Origin of the sequence: Pseudooceanicola endophyticus (assembly GCF_018760365.1) — a bacterium.
GTDB classification, from domain to species: Bacteria; Pseudomonadota; Alphaproteobacteria; order Rhodobacterales; family Rhodobacteraceae; genus Pseudooceanicola; species Pseudooceanicola endophyticus.
The window spans coordinates 193,408-210,208 of sequence record NZ_JAHIAB010000009.1; the positions used below are offsets into that span (position 1 = coordinate 193,408).

The 16,801-nt window shown below is 68.4% G+C and carries 17 protein-coding genes; 7 read left to right on the forward strand and 10 right to left on the reverse strand.

What is annotated here, in order from left to right; all coding sequences use genetic code 11:
- The first annotated feature begins 59 nt into the window (after nt 1-59).
- The 6 genes from KM176_RS16195 (at nt 60) to fucP (ending at nt 6,343) form a co-directional block, all read left to right on the forward strand.
- Nucleotides 60-1,901, forward strand: coding sequence for an ABC transporter permease (locus tag KM176_RS16195; RefSeq protein WP_202397841.1), 1,842 nt, complete (start codon nt 60-62; stop codon nt 1,899-1,901).
- Nucleotides 1,902-1,904: 3 nt separating this feature from the next.
- Nucleotides 1,905-2,834 (forward strand): ABC transporter ATP-binding protein, encoded by a 930-nt coding sequence (locus KM176_RS16200; protein WP_160894854.1) that lies wholly within the window; start codon nt 1,905-1,907, stop codon nt 2,832-2,834.
- The gene (locus KM176_RS16205; protein ID WP_160894853.1) at nt 2,831-3,559 is read left to right on the forward strand and encodes an ABC transporter ATP-binding protein; all 729 of its coding nucleotides are present in this window, start codon (nt 2,831-2,833) and stop codon (nt 3,557-3,559) included. The genes KM176_RS16200 and KM176_RS16205 overlap by 4 nt, the downstream gene beginning before the upstream one ends.
- An 83-nt stretch (nt 3,560-3,642) precedes the next feature.
- Complete coding sequence (locus KM176_RS16210; RefSeq protein WP_160894852.1) at nt 3,643-4,122, forward strand: carboxymuconolactone decarboxylase family protein; 480 nt, start codon at nt 3,643-3,645, stop codon at nt 4,120-4,122.
- A gap of 3 nt (nt 4,123-4,125) precedes the next feature.
- Nucleotides 4,126-4,704 (forward strand): peroxidase-related enzyme, encoded by a 579-nt coding sequence (locus tag KM176_RS16215; RefSeq protein WP_160894851.1) that lies wholly within the window; start codon nt 4,126-4,128, stop codon nt 4,702-4,704.
- 337 nt (nt 4,705-5,041) lie between these two features.
- Nucleotides 5,042-6,343: an L-fucose:H+ symporter permease gene (gene fucP, locus KM176_RS16220; RefSeq protein ID WP_160894850.1), complete on the forward strand. Its 1,302-nt coding sequence runs from the start codon at nt 5,042-5,044 to the stop codon at nt 6,341-6,343.
- Between the two features lie 267 nt (nt 6,344-6,610).
- Here the strand turns inward: fucP and KM176_RS16225 are convergent, their stop codons facing one another.
- The 5 genes from KM176_RS16225 to KM176_RS16245 form a co-directional block, all read right to left on the reverse strand.
- Nucleotides 6,611-7,315, reverse strand: a complete 705-nt coding sequence (locus tag KM176_RS16225; protein WP_160894849.1) for a YoaK family protein — start codon at nt 7,313-7,315, stop codon at nt 6,611-6,613.
- Nucleotides 7,299-7,601 (reverse strand): GNAT family N-acetyltransferase, encoded by a 303-nt coding sequence (locus KM176_RS16230; RefSeq protein ID WP_160894848.1) that lies wholly within the window; start codon nt 7,599-7,601, stop codon nt 7,299-7,301. The genes KM176_RS16225 and KM176_RS16230 overlap by 17 nt, the downstream gene beginning before the upstream one ends.
- 127 nt (nt 7,602-7,728) lie before the next feature.
- A complete protein-coding gene (locus KM176_RS16235) occupies nt 7,729-8,136 on the reverse strand; it encodes a GFA family protein (protein WP_160895017.1) in 408 nt (135 codons plus the stop codon).
- A gap of 78 nt (nt 8,137-8,214) precedes the next feature.
- Nucleotides 8,215-9,192, reverse strand: coding sequence for a D-cysteine desulfhydrase family protein (locus KM176_RS16240; RefSeq protein WP_160894847.1), 978 nt, complete (start codon nt 9,190-9,192; stop codon nt 8,215-8,217).
- Nucleotides 9,189-10,841 (reverse strand): FAD-dependent oxidoreductase, encoded by a 1,653-nt coding sequence (locus KM176_RS16245; protein ID WP_160894846.1) that lies wholly within the window; start codon nt 10,839-10,841, stop codon nt 9,189-9,191. Before KM176_RS16245 ends, KM176_RS16240 begins: the two co-directional genes overlap by 4 nt.
- Before the next feature lie 112 nt (nt 10,842-10,953).
- On the opposite strand from KM176_RS16245, the gene KM176_RS16250 reads away from it, so the two are divergent.
- Nucleotides 10,954-11,922 (forward strand): LysR family transcriptional regulator, encoded by a 969-nt coding sequence (locus KM176_RS16250; protein WP_160894845.1) that lies wholly within the window; start codon nt 10,954-10,956, stop codon nt 11,920-11,922.
- 15 nt (nt 11,923-11,937) lie between these two features.
- Here KM176_RS16250 and KM176_RS16255 read toward each other — a convergent pair whose 3' ends face one another.
- Genes KM176_RS16255 through KM176_RS16275 form a run of 5 tightly spaced genes read right to left on the reverse strand, consistent with a single transcriptional unit; the run spans nt 11,938 to nt 16,798 of the window.
- A complete protein-coding gene (locus tag KM176_RS16255) occupies nt 11,938-12,675 on the reverse strand; it encodes an aspartate/glutamate racemase family protein (protein WP_160894844.1) in 738 nt (245 codons plus the stop codon).
- A 5-nt stretch (nt 12,676-12,680) separates the two neighbouring features.
- Complete coding sequence (locus tag KM176_RS16260) at nt 12,681-13,493, reverse strand: SDR family NAD(P)-dependent oxidoreductase (protein WP_160894843.1); 813 nt, start codon at nt 13,491-13,493, stop codon at nt 12,681-12,683.
- 11 nt (nt 13,494-13,504) lie between these two features.
- On the reverse strand, nt 13,505-14,824 hold the full coding sequence (locus KM176_RS16265; protein ID WP_160894842.1) for an NAD(P)/FAD-dependent oxidoreductase: 1,320 nt from the start codon (nt 14,822-14,824) through the stop codon (nt 13,505-13,507).
- Nucleotides 14,817-15,794: an ABC transporter ATP-binding protein gene (locus KM176_RS16270; RefSeq protein ID WP_202397840.1), complete on the reverse strand. Its 978-nt coding sequence runs from the start codon at nt 15,792-15,794 to the stop codon at nt 14,817-14,819. Before KM176_RS16270 ends, KM176_RS16265 begins: the two co-directional genes overlap by 8 nt.
- On the reverse strand, nt 15,794-16,798 hold the full coding sequence (locus tag KM176_RS16275) for an ABC transporter ATP-binding protein (protein ID WP_202397839.1): 1,005 nt from the start codon (nt 16,796-16,798) through the stop codon (nt 15,794-15,796). The genes KM176_RS16270 and KM176_RS16275 overlap by 1 nt, the downstream gene beginning before the upstream one ends.
- Nucleotides 16,799-16,801 lie beyond the last annotated feature (3 nt).

Sequence of the window (16,801 nt, forward strand, 5' to 3'; positions counted from 1 at the left end):
CAGGCCCGCGTTGCCTGCGGCCCGTGGGGCCGCAGATGACCGGATTGGAGACCTAAGACATGGAATTCATATCAAATCTCGTGTCCATGCCCTGGCTGGACTACTCGATCTCGGGGCTGGTGATCGGCTCCATCTACGCGCTGATGGCGATTGGCCTGGCGCTGATCTTCGGGGTCGCGAACCTGATCAACTTTGCCCATGGGGCGGTGTTCACGGTGGGCTCCTACATCGGCTGGACCTGCCTTGTGGCGCTGCATCTGCCGCTGGGCGTGTCGATCGTGCTGGTGGCCCTGGGCACCGGCATCGTGGGGGCGCTGATCGAATGGCTGGCGATCCGGCCGCTGAACCGGCAATCGCGCATCGCGCCGCTGCTGTCGACCATCGGCGTCGGGCTGATCCTGGACCAGGTGATCCACATCGTCTTTTCGCCGACGCCGCGCGCCCTTAGCGCCAATATCCCGAACTGGCGCATCCAGGTCGGCAACGGCACCATCGGTCCCATCGACATCACCATCGCGCTGACCGCGATCCTGTCGGCGGGGCTGCTGTACCTGTTCCTCTACAAGACCAAGCTGGGCATGGCGGTGCGGGCCACCGCCCAGGACGATGACGCGGCCAAGCAGATGGGCGTGAACATCAACCGGGTGAACATGACCGTCTTCGGCATCGCCGGGGCGCTTGGCGGCATCGCCGGGCTGCTGGTGGGGCTCTATTTCAACTCCATCGATCCGAATGCCTCGTTCCAGATGATGCTGAAGGGGATGGTCGCCATCGTCATCGGCGGCATGGCCAACGTGCCGGGTGCCATCGGCGGCGGGCTGATCCTTGGCCTGATCGAAAGCTACGGCATCGGGCTGTTCGGCGCCAGCTACCGCAATCTGTTCGCCTTCGCGGTGCTGCTGATCATGCTGCTGTTCCGCCCCAACGGCCTGTTCGCCCGCAAGGGCGAACGCCATGCCGAGCCGATGACCGGCACCTTCGTCAGCCAGTCCAAGCCCGTGCGCATCCCGAAACAGCTGATCCTGGCGCTGGTGGTGGTGGCGCTGCTGCTGCCGATGGCGAACCAGCCCTACATCACCCAGATCATGACCAATGCCTATCTTTACGGGCTGGCCGCGCTGGCGCTGACGCTGGTGTCGGGCACTGTGGGTCTGGTCTCGATCGGCCATGCGGCGCTGCTGGCGCTTGGCGCCTATGCCTCGGCGCTGGCGACCACCAAGGGGCTGCCGGTGGGGCTGGGTCTGATCTTCGGCGGGCTGTTCGCGGGCATCGTCGGCACCGTGCTTGCCTATCCGGCCTTCCGTCTGCGCGGTCATTACGTGGCCATCGGCACCCTCGCTCTGGGCGAGATCGTGGCCCTGGTCATCCTCAACTGGACCCCGGTCACCAATGGCGCGCTCGGCGTCTTCGCGATCCCCCCGCTGGAGCTGTTCGGCGTGCCGCTTTACGGCACCAACCAGAGCTACTGGTTCGTGCTGGGGCTGCTGCTGGTGTTCTGCGGCCTGCAGGTCAGGCTGCTCAACTCCCACCTGGGCCGGACCTGGCGCGCCATCCGCGAAGATACCGTCGCGGCCGAGACCTACGGGATTTCCTCCAACTACTACAAGGGTCTGGCCTTCGGCTTTGCGGGCTTCACCGCCGGGATCGCGGGGGCCGTCACCGCGCATCAGTGGTCCTTCATCAACTACGACAGCTTCAACCTGCAATTCTCGGTTCTGATCCTGACCATGGTGCTGCTGGGCGGCATGGGCAACGTGTCCGGCGCGGTGCTGGGGGCCATCGTCATCGCGGCGCTGCCGGAATTCTTCCGCGCCGTCGCCGAGTACCGGATGCTGTTCTACGGCGCCGCACTGATCATCCTTATCCGTTTCCGGCCTCAGGGCCTTCTGGGGAGTGGCTGAACCATGTCCGACCAACCTATCCTGACCGCCACCGGCATCACCCGCCGCTTCGGAGGCATCACCGCCGTCGACCAGGTGAACCTGCATGTCCATGAGGGCGAGTTCCTCTCGGTCATCGGGCCCAATGGCGCCGGCAAGACGACGCTGTTCAACCTGATCTCCGGGCAGGACCGCATGAACGGTGGCACCGTCACCCTGGACGGGCGCGACATCACCAACATGCGGCCCCACAAGATGGCCGAGATCGGCGTGGCGCGCACCTTCCAGCATGGCCGGGTCTTCGGCAACCTGACCGTGATGGACAACGTTCTGGTGGGCTGCCACACCCGGATGAAGGCCGCGCGCTCCTCCGTGCCGGTGGTGGCGCCGGTGCTGGAGATCCTGAAGGCGCTGATCCGGCCCGCGTCCGTGCGGGCCGAGGAAGAGGCGATGCGCGCCGAGGCGCGCGAGATCATCGCCACCTTCGGCGAGCGCCTGACACCCCGGATCGACAATCCGACCTACTCGCTCTCCTACGCCAACCGCCGCCGGGTCGAGATCGCCCGCGCCCTGGCCCTGCATCCGCGCATCCTGATCCTGGATGAGCCCACCGCCGGCATGAACGAAAGCGAGACCGCCGAGATGCAGGAGATCATCGCCGGTCTGAAGGCCGAAGGGCGCACCATCCTGCTGATCGAGCACAAGCTGAACATGGTCATGCAGCTGTCGGACCGGGTGATGGCGATGGACAACGGCCGCGTCATCTCGGAAGGCAAGCCCTACGAGGTGCGCAACGACCCCAAGGTGATCGAGGCCTACCTTGGGCATTCCACCATCGGCGGCGGGCGCCCGGCCTCGGGCGATCCCGACGAAGGCTCTGCGGTGGGCGTCGCGCGCACGCGTTGCGATGCCCCGGTCGCCGGTCAGTTCACCCTTGCAGGAGGTTCGCAATGAACAAGCCGCTTCTGGAGATGAAGAACATCAACTCCTTCTACGGACCGGTGCAGGTGCATTTCGACCTCTCGATGACGGTGCCGGAGAATTCGATCGTCTGCCTGCTGGGGGGCAATGCCTCGGGCAAGTCGACGACGATGAAGACGATCCTCGGGCTTCAGGTGCCGAAATCGGGCACCGTCAGCATGGAGGGGCGCGACATCACCGGCCTGCCCACGCCCGAGATCGTGCGTTCCGGAATCGCCACCGTGCCCGAGGCGCGGCGTCTCTTCGGCGACATGACCGTGCGCGAGAACCTGATGATGGGCGCCTATACCCGCACCGACAAGCCCGCCATCGCCGAGGATTTCGAACGTATGCTGGAGCTGTTCCCGCGCCTGAAGGAGCGCGTCTCGCAGAAGGCGGGCACCATGTCGGGGGGCGAGCAGCAGATGGTGGCCATGGCCCGTGCCCTGATGGCGCGGCCCAAGCTGATCTGCATGGACGAACCCACCATGGGCCTCTCGCCGCTGTTCGTGGACCGCGTGCTTGAGCTGATCGCCACCGTGCGTTCCACCGGCGTGTCGGTCTTCATGGTGGAACAGAACGCCTCCATCGCGCTGTCCATCGCCGATTACGGCTATGTGCTTCAGACCGGGCGGATCATGCTGGAGGGCCCGGCGTCGGACCTGCTGGCCGATCCGCGCATTCGCTCCGCCTATCTGGGCGAGGATATCGCCGCCTGATCGCGCAGGCCCTGCGGGCCGCCTCCGGTGGCGGCCTGCATTCCCCCTCTCTCTCCTGACATTGCCACGAAAGGAGTCCGGCCATGCTGGACAAGACCGCCGATCTTCTGCCCGAACTGACGGGCGGCGCGGGCCTGACGCTTGCCGCCAGCCGTCCCGCCGCCTTCGAGGCCCTTGCCGCCTCTTACGAGGCGCTTCTGGGCCCTGCCTCCTCGCCGCATCTGAGCGCGAAGGAGAAACGCCTGGTCGCCACCGCCGTCGCCCACTGGCACGCGGAACCCCTTGCCGCCGCCTTCTACACCGCCGAGGCCGAGGCCGCCGGGGCGGGCATCGAGGAGATCAGCGCCGCCAGGGAAGGCCGCGCCGAAGATCCCCGCCTTCAGGCCCTGCTGGCGCACGCCCATATGCTGACCTTCGCGCCCATCGAGGGCAGCCCGGAAAAGCTTGCCACGCTGCGCGCCGCCGGGGTTTCCGAAGACGGGCTGATCGCGCTGTCGCAGCTGACCGCCTTCCTGTCCCACCAACTGCGCGCCGCCTTCACGCTGCGCCTGCTCGGAGCCTGAGCCATGGCCGAGAAGATCCCCTTCACGATGGAGAACCTCGTCTGGCGCTCCTGGAGCAATCCGATGGTGCTGGAAGAGTGCACCGCCGAACAGATCGACGTGCTGGAGAAATCCGATCCCGTCGCCAAGACCCATGAATACTATCTGACGCTGGTGCGCGATCCGGCGGCGCTGCTGGCGCGTTCGCAACTGTTCAACGCCATCATGTACACCCGCGAAGGGGCGCGGCGCGCCGACAAGGAATTCGCCGCCACCGCCGAAAGCCTGCTGAACGGCTGCGTCTTCTGCGCCTCGGTGCATTCGCGGCTTTATGCGACCTTCGGCAAGGACCGGCCCACCATGGAGGCCTTCATGAAGGACGGGCTTGGCGCCGACCTCAGCCCCCGTCTGCGCGCCATTGCCGAATTCGCCACCGCCCTTGCCGCGACTCCCCCGGTGGCCGGTCCCGCCCATGTGGCGGCGCTGGAAGCCGAGGGGATGAGCCGCGAAGAGATCCTGGATATCGCCAATGCGGTGGCGATGTTTGCCTGGGCCAACCGGCTGATGCTGACTCTGGGAGAGCCGGAATACGCCGCAGCCTGAAGGACTTGGCCGATTGTACCGGGACCGTCCGCGCCAAAGGCGCCGGGCGGTCCCGTCATTTCGGGGCGGCGGGACGCTGCGTTTACCTGTCTTTCATAAGTAATTCGATTTGATTTATTAAATGTCATCTGTAAGGTGTGCCCCGGGAAGGAGAGCACGTCATGGATCGACAGAACCGCCAGAGGCAGGACCGCGGGGCCAGAAGGGGCCTTGTGCGCTCTTGCCGTGGCCCGTCTTCGGGACAGGTCCCGAAGCCTGCCGGTCCGGGGGCAGCCGTGTCGCTGCGCCGCCCGCCCGTGCTCCCGACAGATTGATTTCATCCTCAAGAGGTTTTCCAATGACCGGAAAGACGCCGTTCGTCGAACGCGGCATGTGGCTGCCCTTTGTCCTGCTGGTGACCTGTTTCGCCGCCTGGGGCGTGGCTGCCAACATGACCGATCCGCTGGTGCAGGTGTTCTCGCGCATTTTCTCGATGAGCACCCTCCAGGCTTCGCTGGTGCAGTTCGCCTATTACGGCGCCTATTTCCTGCTGGCGCTGCCGGCAGCCTTCATCAACCGCCGCTTCACCTACAAGACCGGCCTGCTGACGGGGCTGGGCATGGCGACGCTGGGGGCCTTCCTGTTCTACCCGGCCTCAATCGCCATGACCTACGGTTTCTTCCTGGTGGCGCTGTTCTGCCTGGCCGGCGGGCTCTCGATCCTGGAAACCTCGGCCAATCCCTTCGTGATCTCCATGGGCCCCGAGGCCAACGCCACCCGGCGGCTGAACCTGGCGCAGGCCTTCAACCCGGTGGGCACCAATATCGGCGTGCTGCTGTCGGCGACGCTGATCCTGCCGCACCTGAACCCCGCCACCGATGCCGAGCGCGCCGCCATGGCGCCCGAGGCGCTCGACAAGATCCGCCATTCGGAGCTTTCGGCGGTGATGGGCCCCTATGTGGGCTTTGCCGTGGTGCTGCTGGTGATCTGGGTGCTGATCGCCTTCAAGAAGATGCCCGCCCGCGACGAGGCCGTCGCCCATGACGCCGCCGAGGTGCATTTCGCCGCCACCCTGAAACGGCTGCTGAAGAACCGCCACTATGCCTTCGGCGTGCTGGCGCAGTTCTTCAACGTTGCCGCGCAGACCTGCACCTGGACCTTCACCATCCAGTACGTCATCGGCGCCATCGGCGGCACCGAGGCGCAGGCGGGCTGGTATCTTCAGGCCAGCCTGATGGTCTTCCTTGTCGCGCGCTTCGTCATGGTGGGGGCGATGGCTTTCATCCGCCCCTCGGGCCTGCTGACGCTGATGGCGGGGCTGGGCGTGGCGCTGTGCTTCTTCGCCGCCGGCAATCCCGGCATGGCGGGGATCTGGGCGGTCGTGGCGCTCTCGGCCTGCCTGTCGCTGATGTTCCCCACCATCTACGGCATCGCGCTGGAAGGGCTGGGCGAGGATACCAAGTTCGGCGCGGCGGGCCTTGTCATGGCGATTGCCGGGGGCGCGGTCATGCCGATGATCCACGGTGCGGTGCTGGATGCCTACGGTCCGGCAGTGGCCTATGTCGTGCCGGGTCTGTGCTTTGGCGTGGTCACGCTCTACGGGCTGTTCGACCTTCGGGCCGGTCGGCGCGCCCATGCCCGGGCCGATGCCATGCGCTGAACGCAGGGCAGGGTTCAAATACCGGATATTGCGCAGATGTTTGCGCTAACGATATGAAGGGGGCAACCATCAACAGGAGTCCCCTTCATGCTGGGTTTCTTTGCTCTCTACTCTGATCGCCGCGCCACCCGGGCGCTGGCCAAGCGCCGCCGGTTCAGCTTCTTCCTGCTGCCGCACGAAATCGCCGCCCTGAACGGCTGAGGGCCCGGCCCCCGGGGCCGGACCCGGCGACCGCAGCAGGTCGCCCCAGAACAGGCCGTCCGGGTGTCAGGATCTGACCTGCACCCAGAGCGCGCGAAGCGTCACCAGCGGCGGCAGGGCGAAGGCCCAGAAGCCAAGGCTCGTGACCGCCAGGGCGGCTGCCGCGCAGCCGATGGCAAAGACCACCACCGCCGTCAGCATCCGCAAAAGCCGGGGTTTCACCACCTCGGGCGCTTCGCCGCGCCCCGACATCAGGCTGCCGAGGTCCAGCATCAGCTGGGTCGTCGTGCCGGTCATCATCGTGGTGGGGGGCGCCGAAGAGAGGTGCAGCTTCTGGGTGGCGTTCTGGATCGCCATGCCGGTGACCAGCAGCATCCCGGCCAGGATCATCGGTGCGCTGTCGGCGCCGTGATCGCTGCCGAAGCCTATCGCGGCGGCACCGCCGAGGATCAGCAGCACGGTTTCGGCCAGCAGAAGCCTGCGCAGGTGGCGCGGCGCGGCTCCGCCCAGGCGCAGCGCCAGCGCCTGCACCGCAAGGATGGTCACGCAGAAGACCGGCAGCGCCAGCAGCTTGGCCACCAGCCCGCTGCTGCCGTTGGCGATGACGCTGCCGATGGTGACGAAGTTGCCGGTGACATGGGCGGTGAACAGCCCCTGAAGCATCAGGAACCCGGCGGTATCGACATAGCCCGCATTCAGGCTCAGGAGCGTCGGGACCGAAGGGGCGCTCAGCGCCGCGCCGCTGCGGGGCGCCTCAGTTCTGGATGACATCGGACCACTCCGGGTGACGCAGCGCCTGGGATCGCACGAAGGGGCACAGCGGCACCACCCGCTGTCCCCGGGCACGGGCATCCGCGATCAGGCGTTCGGCCAGGGCGGCGGCAACGCCGCGCCCGCGCAGGCTGTCGGGGACCATCGTGTGATCGGCGATCACCAGGCTGGGGGTCACCTTGGAAATTGTCAGCTCTCCGGCTTCGGCGATGCCGTCGACCCTTGCGCTGTAGCGGCCCCTGGTCTCGGTCTCCTCGAAGTCTATCCGGATATCGTCATCGCTCATGATCTGCCTTTCTGGGCTGGGTCGTTGGCCTCGCGCGGCCCAGGCCGCCGGGCCGCGCGATCCCCTCAATCTCGGGGCTGGCGGACGAGCCGTCTTGAAGGATCGGGCGGTGTTTTGTCCCGGACACTCATCCGCTCAGCCCGTCCCGCTTCGGCAGTGTCTCAAGGTCGTGGTCCCAGTCGGCGCGGCTGGCATGGCACAGATGCGCCTCGGGGGCGATGTCGGGCGCGGTGTCGAGGCATCCGGCCGGCACAACCAGCAGGGCGCCGTCCATCTGTTCGCTGGGCAGGGCGGCGCCGCAACGGGCGCAGAAGCCCCGGGCATGGCGGGTGCCGGGCAGCTGGAACAGCCGCCGGCAGGCCGGATCGCCCTCCCAGGTGATCGTCGCGACGCAGGAGAACAGGTTGGCGGCAAAGGCAGAGCCGGTGTCCCTGCGGCACCGGCTGCAATGGCAGAGGAAGAAATGTTCGAAAGCGCCCGCGATGCGAAAGCGCACGGCGCCGCAGAGGCAGCCGCCGGTGGTGATCTGGCTCAGGGTCCCGTCCTCCTTGCGGCGTGACCCGAAGCTTGCCCCGGACGCGCCCCTGCGGCAAGCGCGCGTCCGGGGGCGATCTCAGAAGATCTCGTCGTAGGCGAAGAGCGCGGGGGAACCGCCGGTGTGCAGGAACACGGTCGTTCCGGGCAGCTGGCCCGCGCGGGCCATGGCGATCAGCCCGGCCATGGCCTTGCCGCTGTAGACCGGGTCGAGGAAGATCCCCTCGAGCTGCGCCAGCAGGGTCACGGCCTCGATCATCTCGGCGGTGGGCTGGCCGTAGCCGGGCCCGACCTGGCTGTCGTCGACCTGCACCGCGCGCCCCGAGGCATCGCCGAAGCCATGGCTCTGGACCGCCTCGGCGATAAGGCCGGCGACCTTGGCCGAGAGCTCTCCGGCGCTGGAAGAGACCGAGATGCCAAGCACCGGGATCGCCGTGCCCAGCACCAGCCCGGCCTGGGTCCCGGCCGATCCCGAGGCGGTGATGATGCGGTCGGGGCGCAGGCCCAGGGCGCTGGCCTGGCCTTCCAGCTCCTGCGCGGCGCGGGCATAGCCAAGCGCACCGGTCACGTTGGAGCCGCCCACCGGGATCACGAAGACCTTGCGCCCCTCGGCCTCCAGCGCGGCGATGGTGCGCGTGATGACCGGTGCGGCGTCCTGGCCGGCGGGGACGCGGCGGATGTCGGCGCCGACCAGCCGGTCCAGCACCAGGTTGCCGCCCCGCCCGTAGGCGGCCGAGCGGTTGGGCACGGCCTCAGCCAGCACCAGCACTGATTTCAGCCCCAGCCGCGCGGCGGCGGCGGCGGTCTGGCGTGCATGGTTCGATTGCAGCGCCCCCGAGGTCAGTACCGTGTCGGCCCCCGCCGCAAGGGCCGCGTGCATCAGGTATTCCAGCTTGCGCACCTTGTTGCCCCCGGCGGCAAAGCCCGTCAGGTCGTCCCGCTTCATCCAGATCTCGGCGCCCAGTACCTCAGAAAGGCGCCCGAGGCGCTCCAGCGGGGTGGGAAGTTGCGCCAGCAGGACGCGGTCCTGCTGTTCTTTGGTCGTCTGGTCCTTCATCGGGAAGCTGCCTTTCCAAGGGTCTGTGTAGAGGGGGCACCACCGGCCAGCAGATCGCGGGCGCAGAGGTAGCCCATGATCATGTGCGGGCCGACGGTGGTTCCGGCCCCGACGGAGCGGGTGCCGATCGGGTTCGCCATGGCATTGCCCGCCGCATAAAGACCGGGGATCGCCCGGTCGGCGGGATCGAGGACGCGGCCATGTTCATCGGTGCGCGGCCCGCCCTTCGTGCCCAGGATCGAGCGGTTCACCGGCATTGCCAGGAAGGGGCCGGCCTCGATCCGGCCAAGGGCGGCGTTGCGGCTGCCCGGCGCCCAGTTGCCCGAGCGGAAGCGTTCCCACATCGGTTCGCCGCGCTGGAACTCGGGATCGTGGTTCTGCGCGCAATAGCCGTTGTAGGTGGCGACCTGTGCGGCCAGCGCCTGCGGGTCGAGGCCGATCTTTTGCGCCAGCGCCTCGATCGTGGGGGCGCGGCGGATCCAGTTGCGCGCCCTCAGCGCGTACCAGCTGAATGGCAGAGAGCGGAACAGGAAGCGGCGGTCGCAGATCAGCCAGGCGGGCAGGTTCAGCGGCTGGCCATCCGGCCCCTTCGCATTCAGCGCCTCGCCCAGGTTGTAATCGTATTCACTGACAAAGCGCTTCGCCTGCGCGTTGACGATGATGCCATGCGGCCCGACATGCCAGGCCACCGGCATGCCATGGGCGCGCCCCTCGTAGCGGGTGGGCAGGGCCGGGTGGACGTTCGCCTCGCCCATCTGGTCAAGGGCGGCGCCGGCCGAAAGCGCCAGCGACACCGCATCGCCCGAATTGGTGTCGGGCGTGCACAGCCAGTCGGTCTTGCCGGGAAAGTGCTGGGCGTAAAGCGCGCGGTTCCATTCGAAGCCGCCGGTGGCCAGCACGACGCCGCGGCGGGCGCGGATGCGGCTGCCGTCCGACAACTGCACGCCGCACACCCGGCCCGCGTCGATGTCCAGCGCGGCAACCCGGGTGTCCAGCCGGATCTCGGCCCCGTGCTTCAATGCGCCGCCGATGATCCCGGCCATCAGCGCGCTGCCCTGGCCGCCGGTGTTGGTGGCCCAGCGTTTCAGTAGGGTGAAGCCCATCTTGCGCAGCGTGTGGAAGGGCCGGCCCCAGGGGTTCGGGCTGAACATGTCGTGGTAGGTGAAAAGATGCGGCAGGGTCGAGCGGCGCATCTTTTTCGCGAAGGGCCCGGCATGGTGCCGTGCCAGCGCCAGCGGCGAAACCATGCGCCCGCGCGGAAGCGCGCCCGGCACGTCGACGGGATCGGGTTCGGGCGTGCAGGCGAAGGTCAGCGCGGTCTCGTCCTCGACCATCTTCAGCATGGCGCCGCCGTGGTCGCACATCGCCTGCCAGTGGGCGGTGAAGCGGTTGGCGCTGTCGGGGCCCAGGGCATTGCGGAAATAGGTCATCGCTGTTTCGGGGGCGTCGGTGATCCCCTCGCGCGCGGCCACATGGTTGGCCGGCACCCAGACGCCCGCGCCCGACATGGCGCTGGTGCCGCCGATCAGTCTGCTTTTCTCCAGCACGATGACGCGCAGCCCGTCCTTTGCCGCTGCCAGCGCACAGGTCATCCCCGCCACGCCCGAGCCCAGGATGATGACATCGGCCTCTGTGGACAGATCATTCATTTGGAATGGTATCCTTCCTGCTATATGATACAGCTTTGGTCGCGCGCCGCGGCTCCCCTGCTGATGAGGTCCGGCCCCGCACCGGGCCGATGACCCAACGGATCCCCACGCCATGCCCGCCACCGCCTCCACGCCGATGCTGCCCTATGCCGATCTTGATGAAGAAAAGCTGGGCCTGATCACCGCCTTCATGGCGGTCTGCGACAACGGCAGCTTTGCCGCCGCCGCAGAGGCGCTGCGGCTGACCCCCTCGACCGTCAGCCGCAAGGTGATGCGCCTGGAAGAGCGGCTGGGGACGCGGCTGTTCAACCGCACCACCCGCCGCGTCGCCCTGACCGAGGCCGGTGTGATCTACCTGCGGTCCTGCCGGCAGGTGACCGAGCTGCTGATGACCGCTGAGGCTGAGGTCTCCTCGCTTTCCGTCTTCCCGCACGGGCTGGTACGGATCACCATGCCGGTGGCCTTCGGGCAGCGCACCCTCGCGGGGATGCTGTCGGAATTCCTCCAGATCTATCCCCGGATCGAGATCGAGGCCTCTTTCAATGACCGTTTCGTCGACATGATCGCCGAGAACTACGACCTCTCGATCCGCATCGGCAAGCTGCCGGACAGTTCGCTGGTGGCCAAGAAGCTGGCCTCGAACCGCCGGCTGCTGGTCGCCTCGCCTGCCTATGTGGCGCAGTACGGCGCCCCGGTGGTGCCCTCGGACCTCGCGCATCACGAATGCATCCGCTACCTGCTCTACCGGTCGTCGGGGAACATCTGGCGCTTCGGGCGCGGCGACGGCAGCCGGCGCGAGGAAACCGTCAATGTCGAGGGCTCCTTCCGCTGCGACAATTCCGAAAGCGTGCAGACCTTTGCGTTGCAGGGGCTGGGGATCGGCATCGTGGCGGATTACATCTGCCACGATGCGCTGCGGCGCGGCGATCTGGTGCGCCTGCTGCCGGAGTGGAACGTGCTGCCGGAAAGTGGCATCTACGCCTGCTGGCCGGGCAACCGGATGCTGATGCCCAAGGTGCGACACCTGATCGACTTCCTGCATGCGAAGCTGCAGCAGACCCCCTGGGACGACATCGGCTGACCCGGCACGCATGGCCTAGTACCCCCCGCTGAAGCGCGGCCGCGCGGTCGAGGCGCGCACCATGTCGATCATGGTGATGAAGTCGAAGACCGGCAGCCCTGTCGCGGCCTGCACGGCGGCGGAATAGGGCGGCAGGTTCGAACATTCGATCAGGATCGCACGGATATCGGGGTTGGCCTCGACCATGGCGCGGGTCACGGCGACGGTCTCGGCCTCCACCAGATCGGTATCAAGCACGCCTTCCTCGTCCAGGATCGCGCGGCGGAAGGCCGGCTGGTCTTCCATCCCCGCGACATGGACGGTGCGGTTGCGCTCGGGCCAGGCCATGTCCAGCAGCCCGGCTTCAAGGCGGGCCTTGTGGGCACAGACCACGCCGATCTCGCCCCCGGGGGGCAGCAGGCTGGCGATGAAGCGCAGCTGCAGCAGGCTCGACATCATCACCGGCACCTTCACGGCGGCGGCGACGACATCCTGGTACATCAGCATGTAGCCGCAATCCGAGGTGATGGCCTTGCAGCCCTCGGTCTCCAGCTTCCTTGCGGCCTCGACCATCGCATCGACGGCAGAGGCCTCGCCGCGCTCGACCAGCGCCTCGATGGTTACGCCCGCCACGGTCTCGTAGAGCACCGGGTAGCCGTAGGTCGCGGCATTGCCGACATCGCCGGGCGGGAAGGGGTTCCAGCATTCCATCAGCAGGATGCCGATGTCGTGGCCATAGCTCTGGGCGCCGCGGCGGGCGTGGTAGATCGCCATGCAGGTCAGGCCTCCTCGGCCAGGGCGGAAAGGTAGCGGAACGGGTCGGAGTTGAAGATCGCCCCGCCCGAGACCAGCAGCGTTGCCCCCGAGACATAGGAGGCCACATCCGAGGCCAGGTAGACGGCGGCGCCGGCCACGTCGTCGGGCTGGCCGATGCGGCCCAGCGGGTAGAACTTGGCCTTGTCGGCGATGGCTTCGTCCGAGGTCAGCACATGCTCCAGCAGCGGGGTCTGCACGATGCCCGGCGCGATCGAGTTCACGCGGATGCCGAAGCGGCCCAGCTCGACCGCGAGGGTGCGGGCGATATGGGTGATCGCCATCTTGGCGGCGCCGTAGCAGCCCTCGCCGCCGGGGCAGGCATTCAGCGCGTCGAGCGAGGACATGAAGATCAGGCTGCCGCCGGTGCCGCCCTGCTTCATGGCCCGCGCCGCCGCCTGGGCGCCGTAGACATAGGACGAGACGTTCAGCTTCCACATCGCGTCGAGCGAGGCCGCGTCGACCTCGGTCCAGTCCTTCATGGCGCCGTCGATGAAGCCGCCGGCATTGTTGACCCAGGTGTCGACCTTGCCGAAGGTCGAAAGCGCGGCATCGGCCAGGGCGTCCACGGCCTGTTGCGAGGTGACGTCGGTCGGCACGGCCAGGGCCTTGCCGCCCTTCGCTTCGATCTCGGCCACGAGGGTATCAAGGTCGGCCTTGCCGCGCGCGGCGACGACGACGCTGGCGCCCTGTTCGGCATAGGCCAGCGCGATGGCGCGGCCCAGACCCTTGCCCGCGCCGGTGACGACGGCGACCTTGCCGGTAAGAGAGAAGTCCATAGGGTGTCCTTTCACCTGAGGAGAAGCGTGTTGCGATACAGCCGCATGGCGGCATCCATGGCGTCGCGGCGCAGGGCGCGGCGGCCCTGCGGTGCGGCGGTTTCCACTGGCAGGGGCAGGGGCCCGGCCCGGCCCAGCACGATATCGGCCAGCATCCGGCCGAAGTAGCAGTTCGGTGCGATGCCGCGCCCGTTGCAGCCGACGGTGCCGATCAGCCCCTCTTCGGGGGACATGAGCCGGGGCATGTGATGCGCGGTCAGCCCCAGCGTGCCCTGCCAGACATGGCTGAAGTCCTGTTTCGGCAGGCCCGGCCATAGCCGGTTCAGCGCCCGCTGCGCCCAGGCCTGCGGCCCGCGCGTGCCATCGGGCAGAAAGCCGAGCGATCCGATCATCAGCCGCCCGCCGGGATCGAAGCGGAAGAACAGCGGGATCCGGTGGGTGTCGTAAAGCGAATGGCCCTGCGGCAGGATCCGCGCCTGCGCGGCGGCTGACAGCGGCCGGGTGGCCACCCCGAAGGCGCCGCAGGTCACCAGCGGATCGGAAAAGGCCGGATGCAGCGATCCGGTATAGGCATTGGTCGCCAGGATCACCTTGTCGGCGCGCACCGCGTGGCCGGGGGCGGTGCGCAGTTCCCAGCCCTGATCGCTGCGGCGCAGTCCCAGCACCCGGGTTTCCTGGTGTAGCCGGGCGCCGGCGGCCTGGGCCGCGCGGGCCAGACCGCGCGCGAAGGCCAGCGGCTGGATCGTGAAGCCGCGCCGGTCCAGCATGGCGGCCTGCCAGCGGCGGCTGCCGGTCAGCGCCTCCAGATCGGCGCCCCGGATCATCTCGACCGGCTGGTCCAGGGCCTGCCATTCGGCGGTCTGCGCCTCCAGCATCCGGGCCGAGGCCCGGTCATGGGCGGCACGGATCACCGGGCGGAAATCGGCGTGGCAGTCGATCCCCAGCGTGTCGATCAGGTCGCGCACCAGCGCCGGGGCATCGCCCAGATCGTTCAGGAAGACCTCGGCCTGGGCAGGGCCCAGGGCGGCGCGGATCTGCTCGGGGCCAAGGAACTGGCCCGGATTGACCATGCCGGCATTGCGCCCCGTTGCGCCCTCGCCTATCTCGCCGGCCTCCAGCAGGATCACCGAGACGCCGGCCTGCGCCAGCCGCAGCGCCGCCGTCAGCCCGTTGAAGCCGCCGCCGATCACCGCGACATCGGCCTCTGCGGGTGCGTCAAGCGGCGGCGCGGTCACCGGTGCGCCTGCGGTGGCGTGCCACATGGCGGAGGGCAGGGCGCGCTCGGCCCCGGCAAGGTGGCTGCGGTGCGGGACGGGGGGCGTCTCAGGCATGAAGGGCCTCCCGCGCGGTCATCTCGGCCTGCCAGGTGCCGTCTCGGTGGCAGGCGGCGCGGCGCCCGTCGGCATAGTGGTCCTCGGGCATTTCCAGCGCGCAATGGTCCGTCGCGAAGGGGCAGCGGGTGCGGAACCGGCACCCCGAGGGCGGCGCCATCGGGCTGGGCAGTTCGCCCTCCAGCATCAGCGGTGTCAGCCCCGCCTCCCGCCCCGACAGCGTGGTCGAGATCAGCGCCCGGGTGTAGGGGTGGCGCGGCGCGTGCCAGATCGCCTCTACCGGGCCTGCCTCGACGATGCGGCCAAGGTACATCACCGCGACCTCGTGGCTGACATAGCGGATCACGTCGAGGTCATGGCTGACAAACAGCATCGACAGGCCGCGCTCGGCCTGAAGCTCTACCAGCAGGTTCAGCACCTGCGCCTGCACCGAGACATCGAGGGCCGAGACCGGCTCGTCGCAGATCAGCAACTCGGGGTCGAGGATCAGGGCGCGGGCGATGCCGACGCGCTGGCGCTGGCCGCCCGACAGCTGGTGCGGCAGCCGGTCAAGGAAAGCCTGAGGCAGGCCGACGCGATCCAGCAGCGCCCGCGCCTTGGCGGCGCGTTCCGTCCGGCTGCCCAGGCGATGCACATGCAGCGGCTCTTCGACCAGCTGGCGGATCGTGGAGCGTGGGTTCAGCGATCCCATGGGATCCTGAAAGACCATCTGGATGCGGCGGGCGCGGGCCAGCCGCGCCGCCTGCCCGCGTGTCATCAGCGCGTTGCCATCCATCCGCAGGGTGCCGCTGGTGGGCATCTCAAGTCCGGTCAGGGCGCGCGCCAGGCTGGACTTGCCACAGCCGGATTCCCCCACCAGCCCCAGGGTGCGGCCTGCCGGGATCTTCAGGCTGACGCCATCCACCGCGTGCACGGCGCCGCCCCGGGTCGGGTAGACAAGGCCCAGGTCATTGATTTCGAAAGACTGCATCAGAAGGCCCTCGCGTGGTCGGTGGATGTGCCGGCATGGTGGCAGGCGGCCTTGCTGCCCGAGGTGGCGGGAGGCATCGCGGGCCGTTCCTGCGCGCAGAGCGCGCTGGCGCGCGGGCAGCGGGGCCGGAAGGTGCACCCGCTCGGGCGTTCGTTGGGCTGGGGCACGGCGCCCGGGATCTCGGTCAGGGGGGCGGCACCTGCGGCGATGGCGCCGCGGGGACGCGCCGAAAGCAGGCCTTGGGTATAGGGATGCCGGGGCGCGGCGAAGACGGCGTCGGCAATGCCGGTCTCGACGATGCGACCGGAATACATCACCGCCACCCGGTCGGCGATCATGCGCACTGCGGGCAGGTCATGGGTGATCATCAGGATCGACAGGCCGATGTCTGCCTGAAGCTGGCGCAGCAGGGTGATGATCTGGGTCGAGATCGTCACGTCGAGCGCGGTCGTGGGTTCGTCCGCCAGCAGCAGCTCGGGCTCCCCGGCCAGGGCGATGGCGATCATCACCCGCTGGCGCATCCCCCCCGAAAGGCGGTGGGGATATTCGTCCAGCCGCTTGCGGGGCTCGGGGATGCGCACCAGCTCCAGCAGTTCGACCGCGCGGGCCCGGGCGGCGGCGCCGCGCAGGCCCTTATGCAGGCGCAGCGCCTCGGTGATCTGCCGGCCCACGGTCAGCACCGGGTTCAGGCAGCCCAGCGGATCCTGGAAGATCATCGCGACCCTGCCGCCGCGCACCGCCCGCATCTGCCGGGCCGAGAGCGTCGCCAGATCGGTGCGGCCCAGATGGATCTGCCCGGCGGCGACGCGCATCGCATCCGGCGGCAGCAGCCCCAGGATCGCCAGCGCCGAGAGCGACTTGCCGGCGCCGGATTCACCCACCAGCGCCAGGGTCTCTCCGGGGCGGATGTCGAAGCTGACGCTTTCCAGAAGGGCTGCGGGCTGCGGGCCGGTGGTCTCGATCCGCAGGTCCGAGACGGTGAGGATGGGGGCGGGATGGCTCACGGG

What these genes read in the sequence shown, in the direction of transcription:
- KM176_RS16195 (WP_202397841.1), top strand. Translation starts at nt 60, where the DNA reads ATGGAATTCATATCAAATCTCGTGTCCATGCCCTGGCTGGACTACTCG.
- KM176_RS16200 (WP_160894854.1), top strand. Translation starts at nt 1,905, where the DNA reads ATGTCCGACCAACCTATCCTGACCGCCACCGGCATCACCCGCCGCTTC.
- KM176_RS16205 (WP_160894853.1), top strand. Translation starts at nt 2,831, where the DNA reads ATGAACAAGCCGCTTCTGGAGATGAAGAACATCAACTCCTTCTACGGA.
- KM176_RS16210 (WP_160894852.1), top strand. Translation starts at nt 3,643, where the DNA reads ATGCTGGACAAGACCGCCGATCTTCTGCCCGAACTGACGGGCGGCGCG.
- KM176_RS16215 (WP_160894851.1), top strand. Translation starts at nt 4,126, where the DNA reads ATGGCCGAGAAGATCCCCTTCACGATGGAGAACCTCGTCTGGCGCTCC.
- fucP (WP_160894850.1), top strand. Translation starts at nt 5,042, where the DNA reads ATGACCGGAAAGACGCCGTTCGTCGAACGCGGCATGTGGCTGCCCTTT.
- KM176_RS16225 (WP_160894849.1), bottom strand. Translation starts at nt 7,315, where the DNA reads ATGTCATCCAGAACTGAGGCGCCCCGCAGCGGCGCGGCGCTGAGCGCC.
- KM176_RS16230 (WP_160894848.1), bottom strand. Translation starts at nt 7,601, where the DNA reads ATGAGCGATGACGATATCCGGATAGACTTCGAGGAGACCGAGACCAGG.
- KM176_RS16240 (WP_160894847.1), bottom strand. Translation starts at nt 9,192, where the DNA reads ATGAAGGACCAGACGACCAAAGAACAGCAGGACCGCGTCCTGCTGGCG.
- KM176_RS16245 (WP_160894846.1), bottom strand. Translation starts at nt 10,841, where the DNA reads ATGAATGATCTGTCCACAGAGGCCGATGTCATCATCCTGGGCTCGGGC.
- KM176_RS16250 (WP_160894845.1), top strand. Translation starts at nt 10,954, where the DNA reads ATGCCCGCCACCGCCTCCACGCCGATGCTGCCCTATGCCGATCTTGAT.
- KM176_RS16255 (WP_160894844.1), bottom strand. Translation starts at nt 12,675, where the DNA reads ATGGCGATCTACCACGCCCGCCGCGGCGCCCAGAGCTATGGCCACGAC.
- KM176_RS16260 (WP_160894843.1), bottom strand. Translation starts at nt 13,493, where the DNA reads ATGGACTTCTCTCTTACCGGCAAGGTCGCCGTCGTCACCGGCGCGGGC.
- KM176_RS16265 (WP_160894842.1), bottom strand. Translation starts at nt 14,824, where the DNA reads ATGCCTGAGACGCCCCCCGTCCCGCACCGCAGCCACCTTGCCGGGGCC.
- KM176_RS16270 (WP_202397840.1), bottom strand. Translation starts at nt 15,794, where the DNA reads ATGCAGTCTTTCGAAATCAATGACCTGGGCCTTGTCTACCCGACCCGG.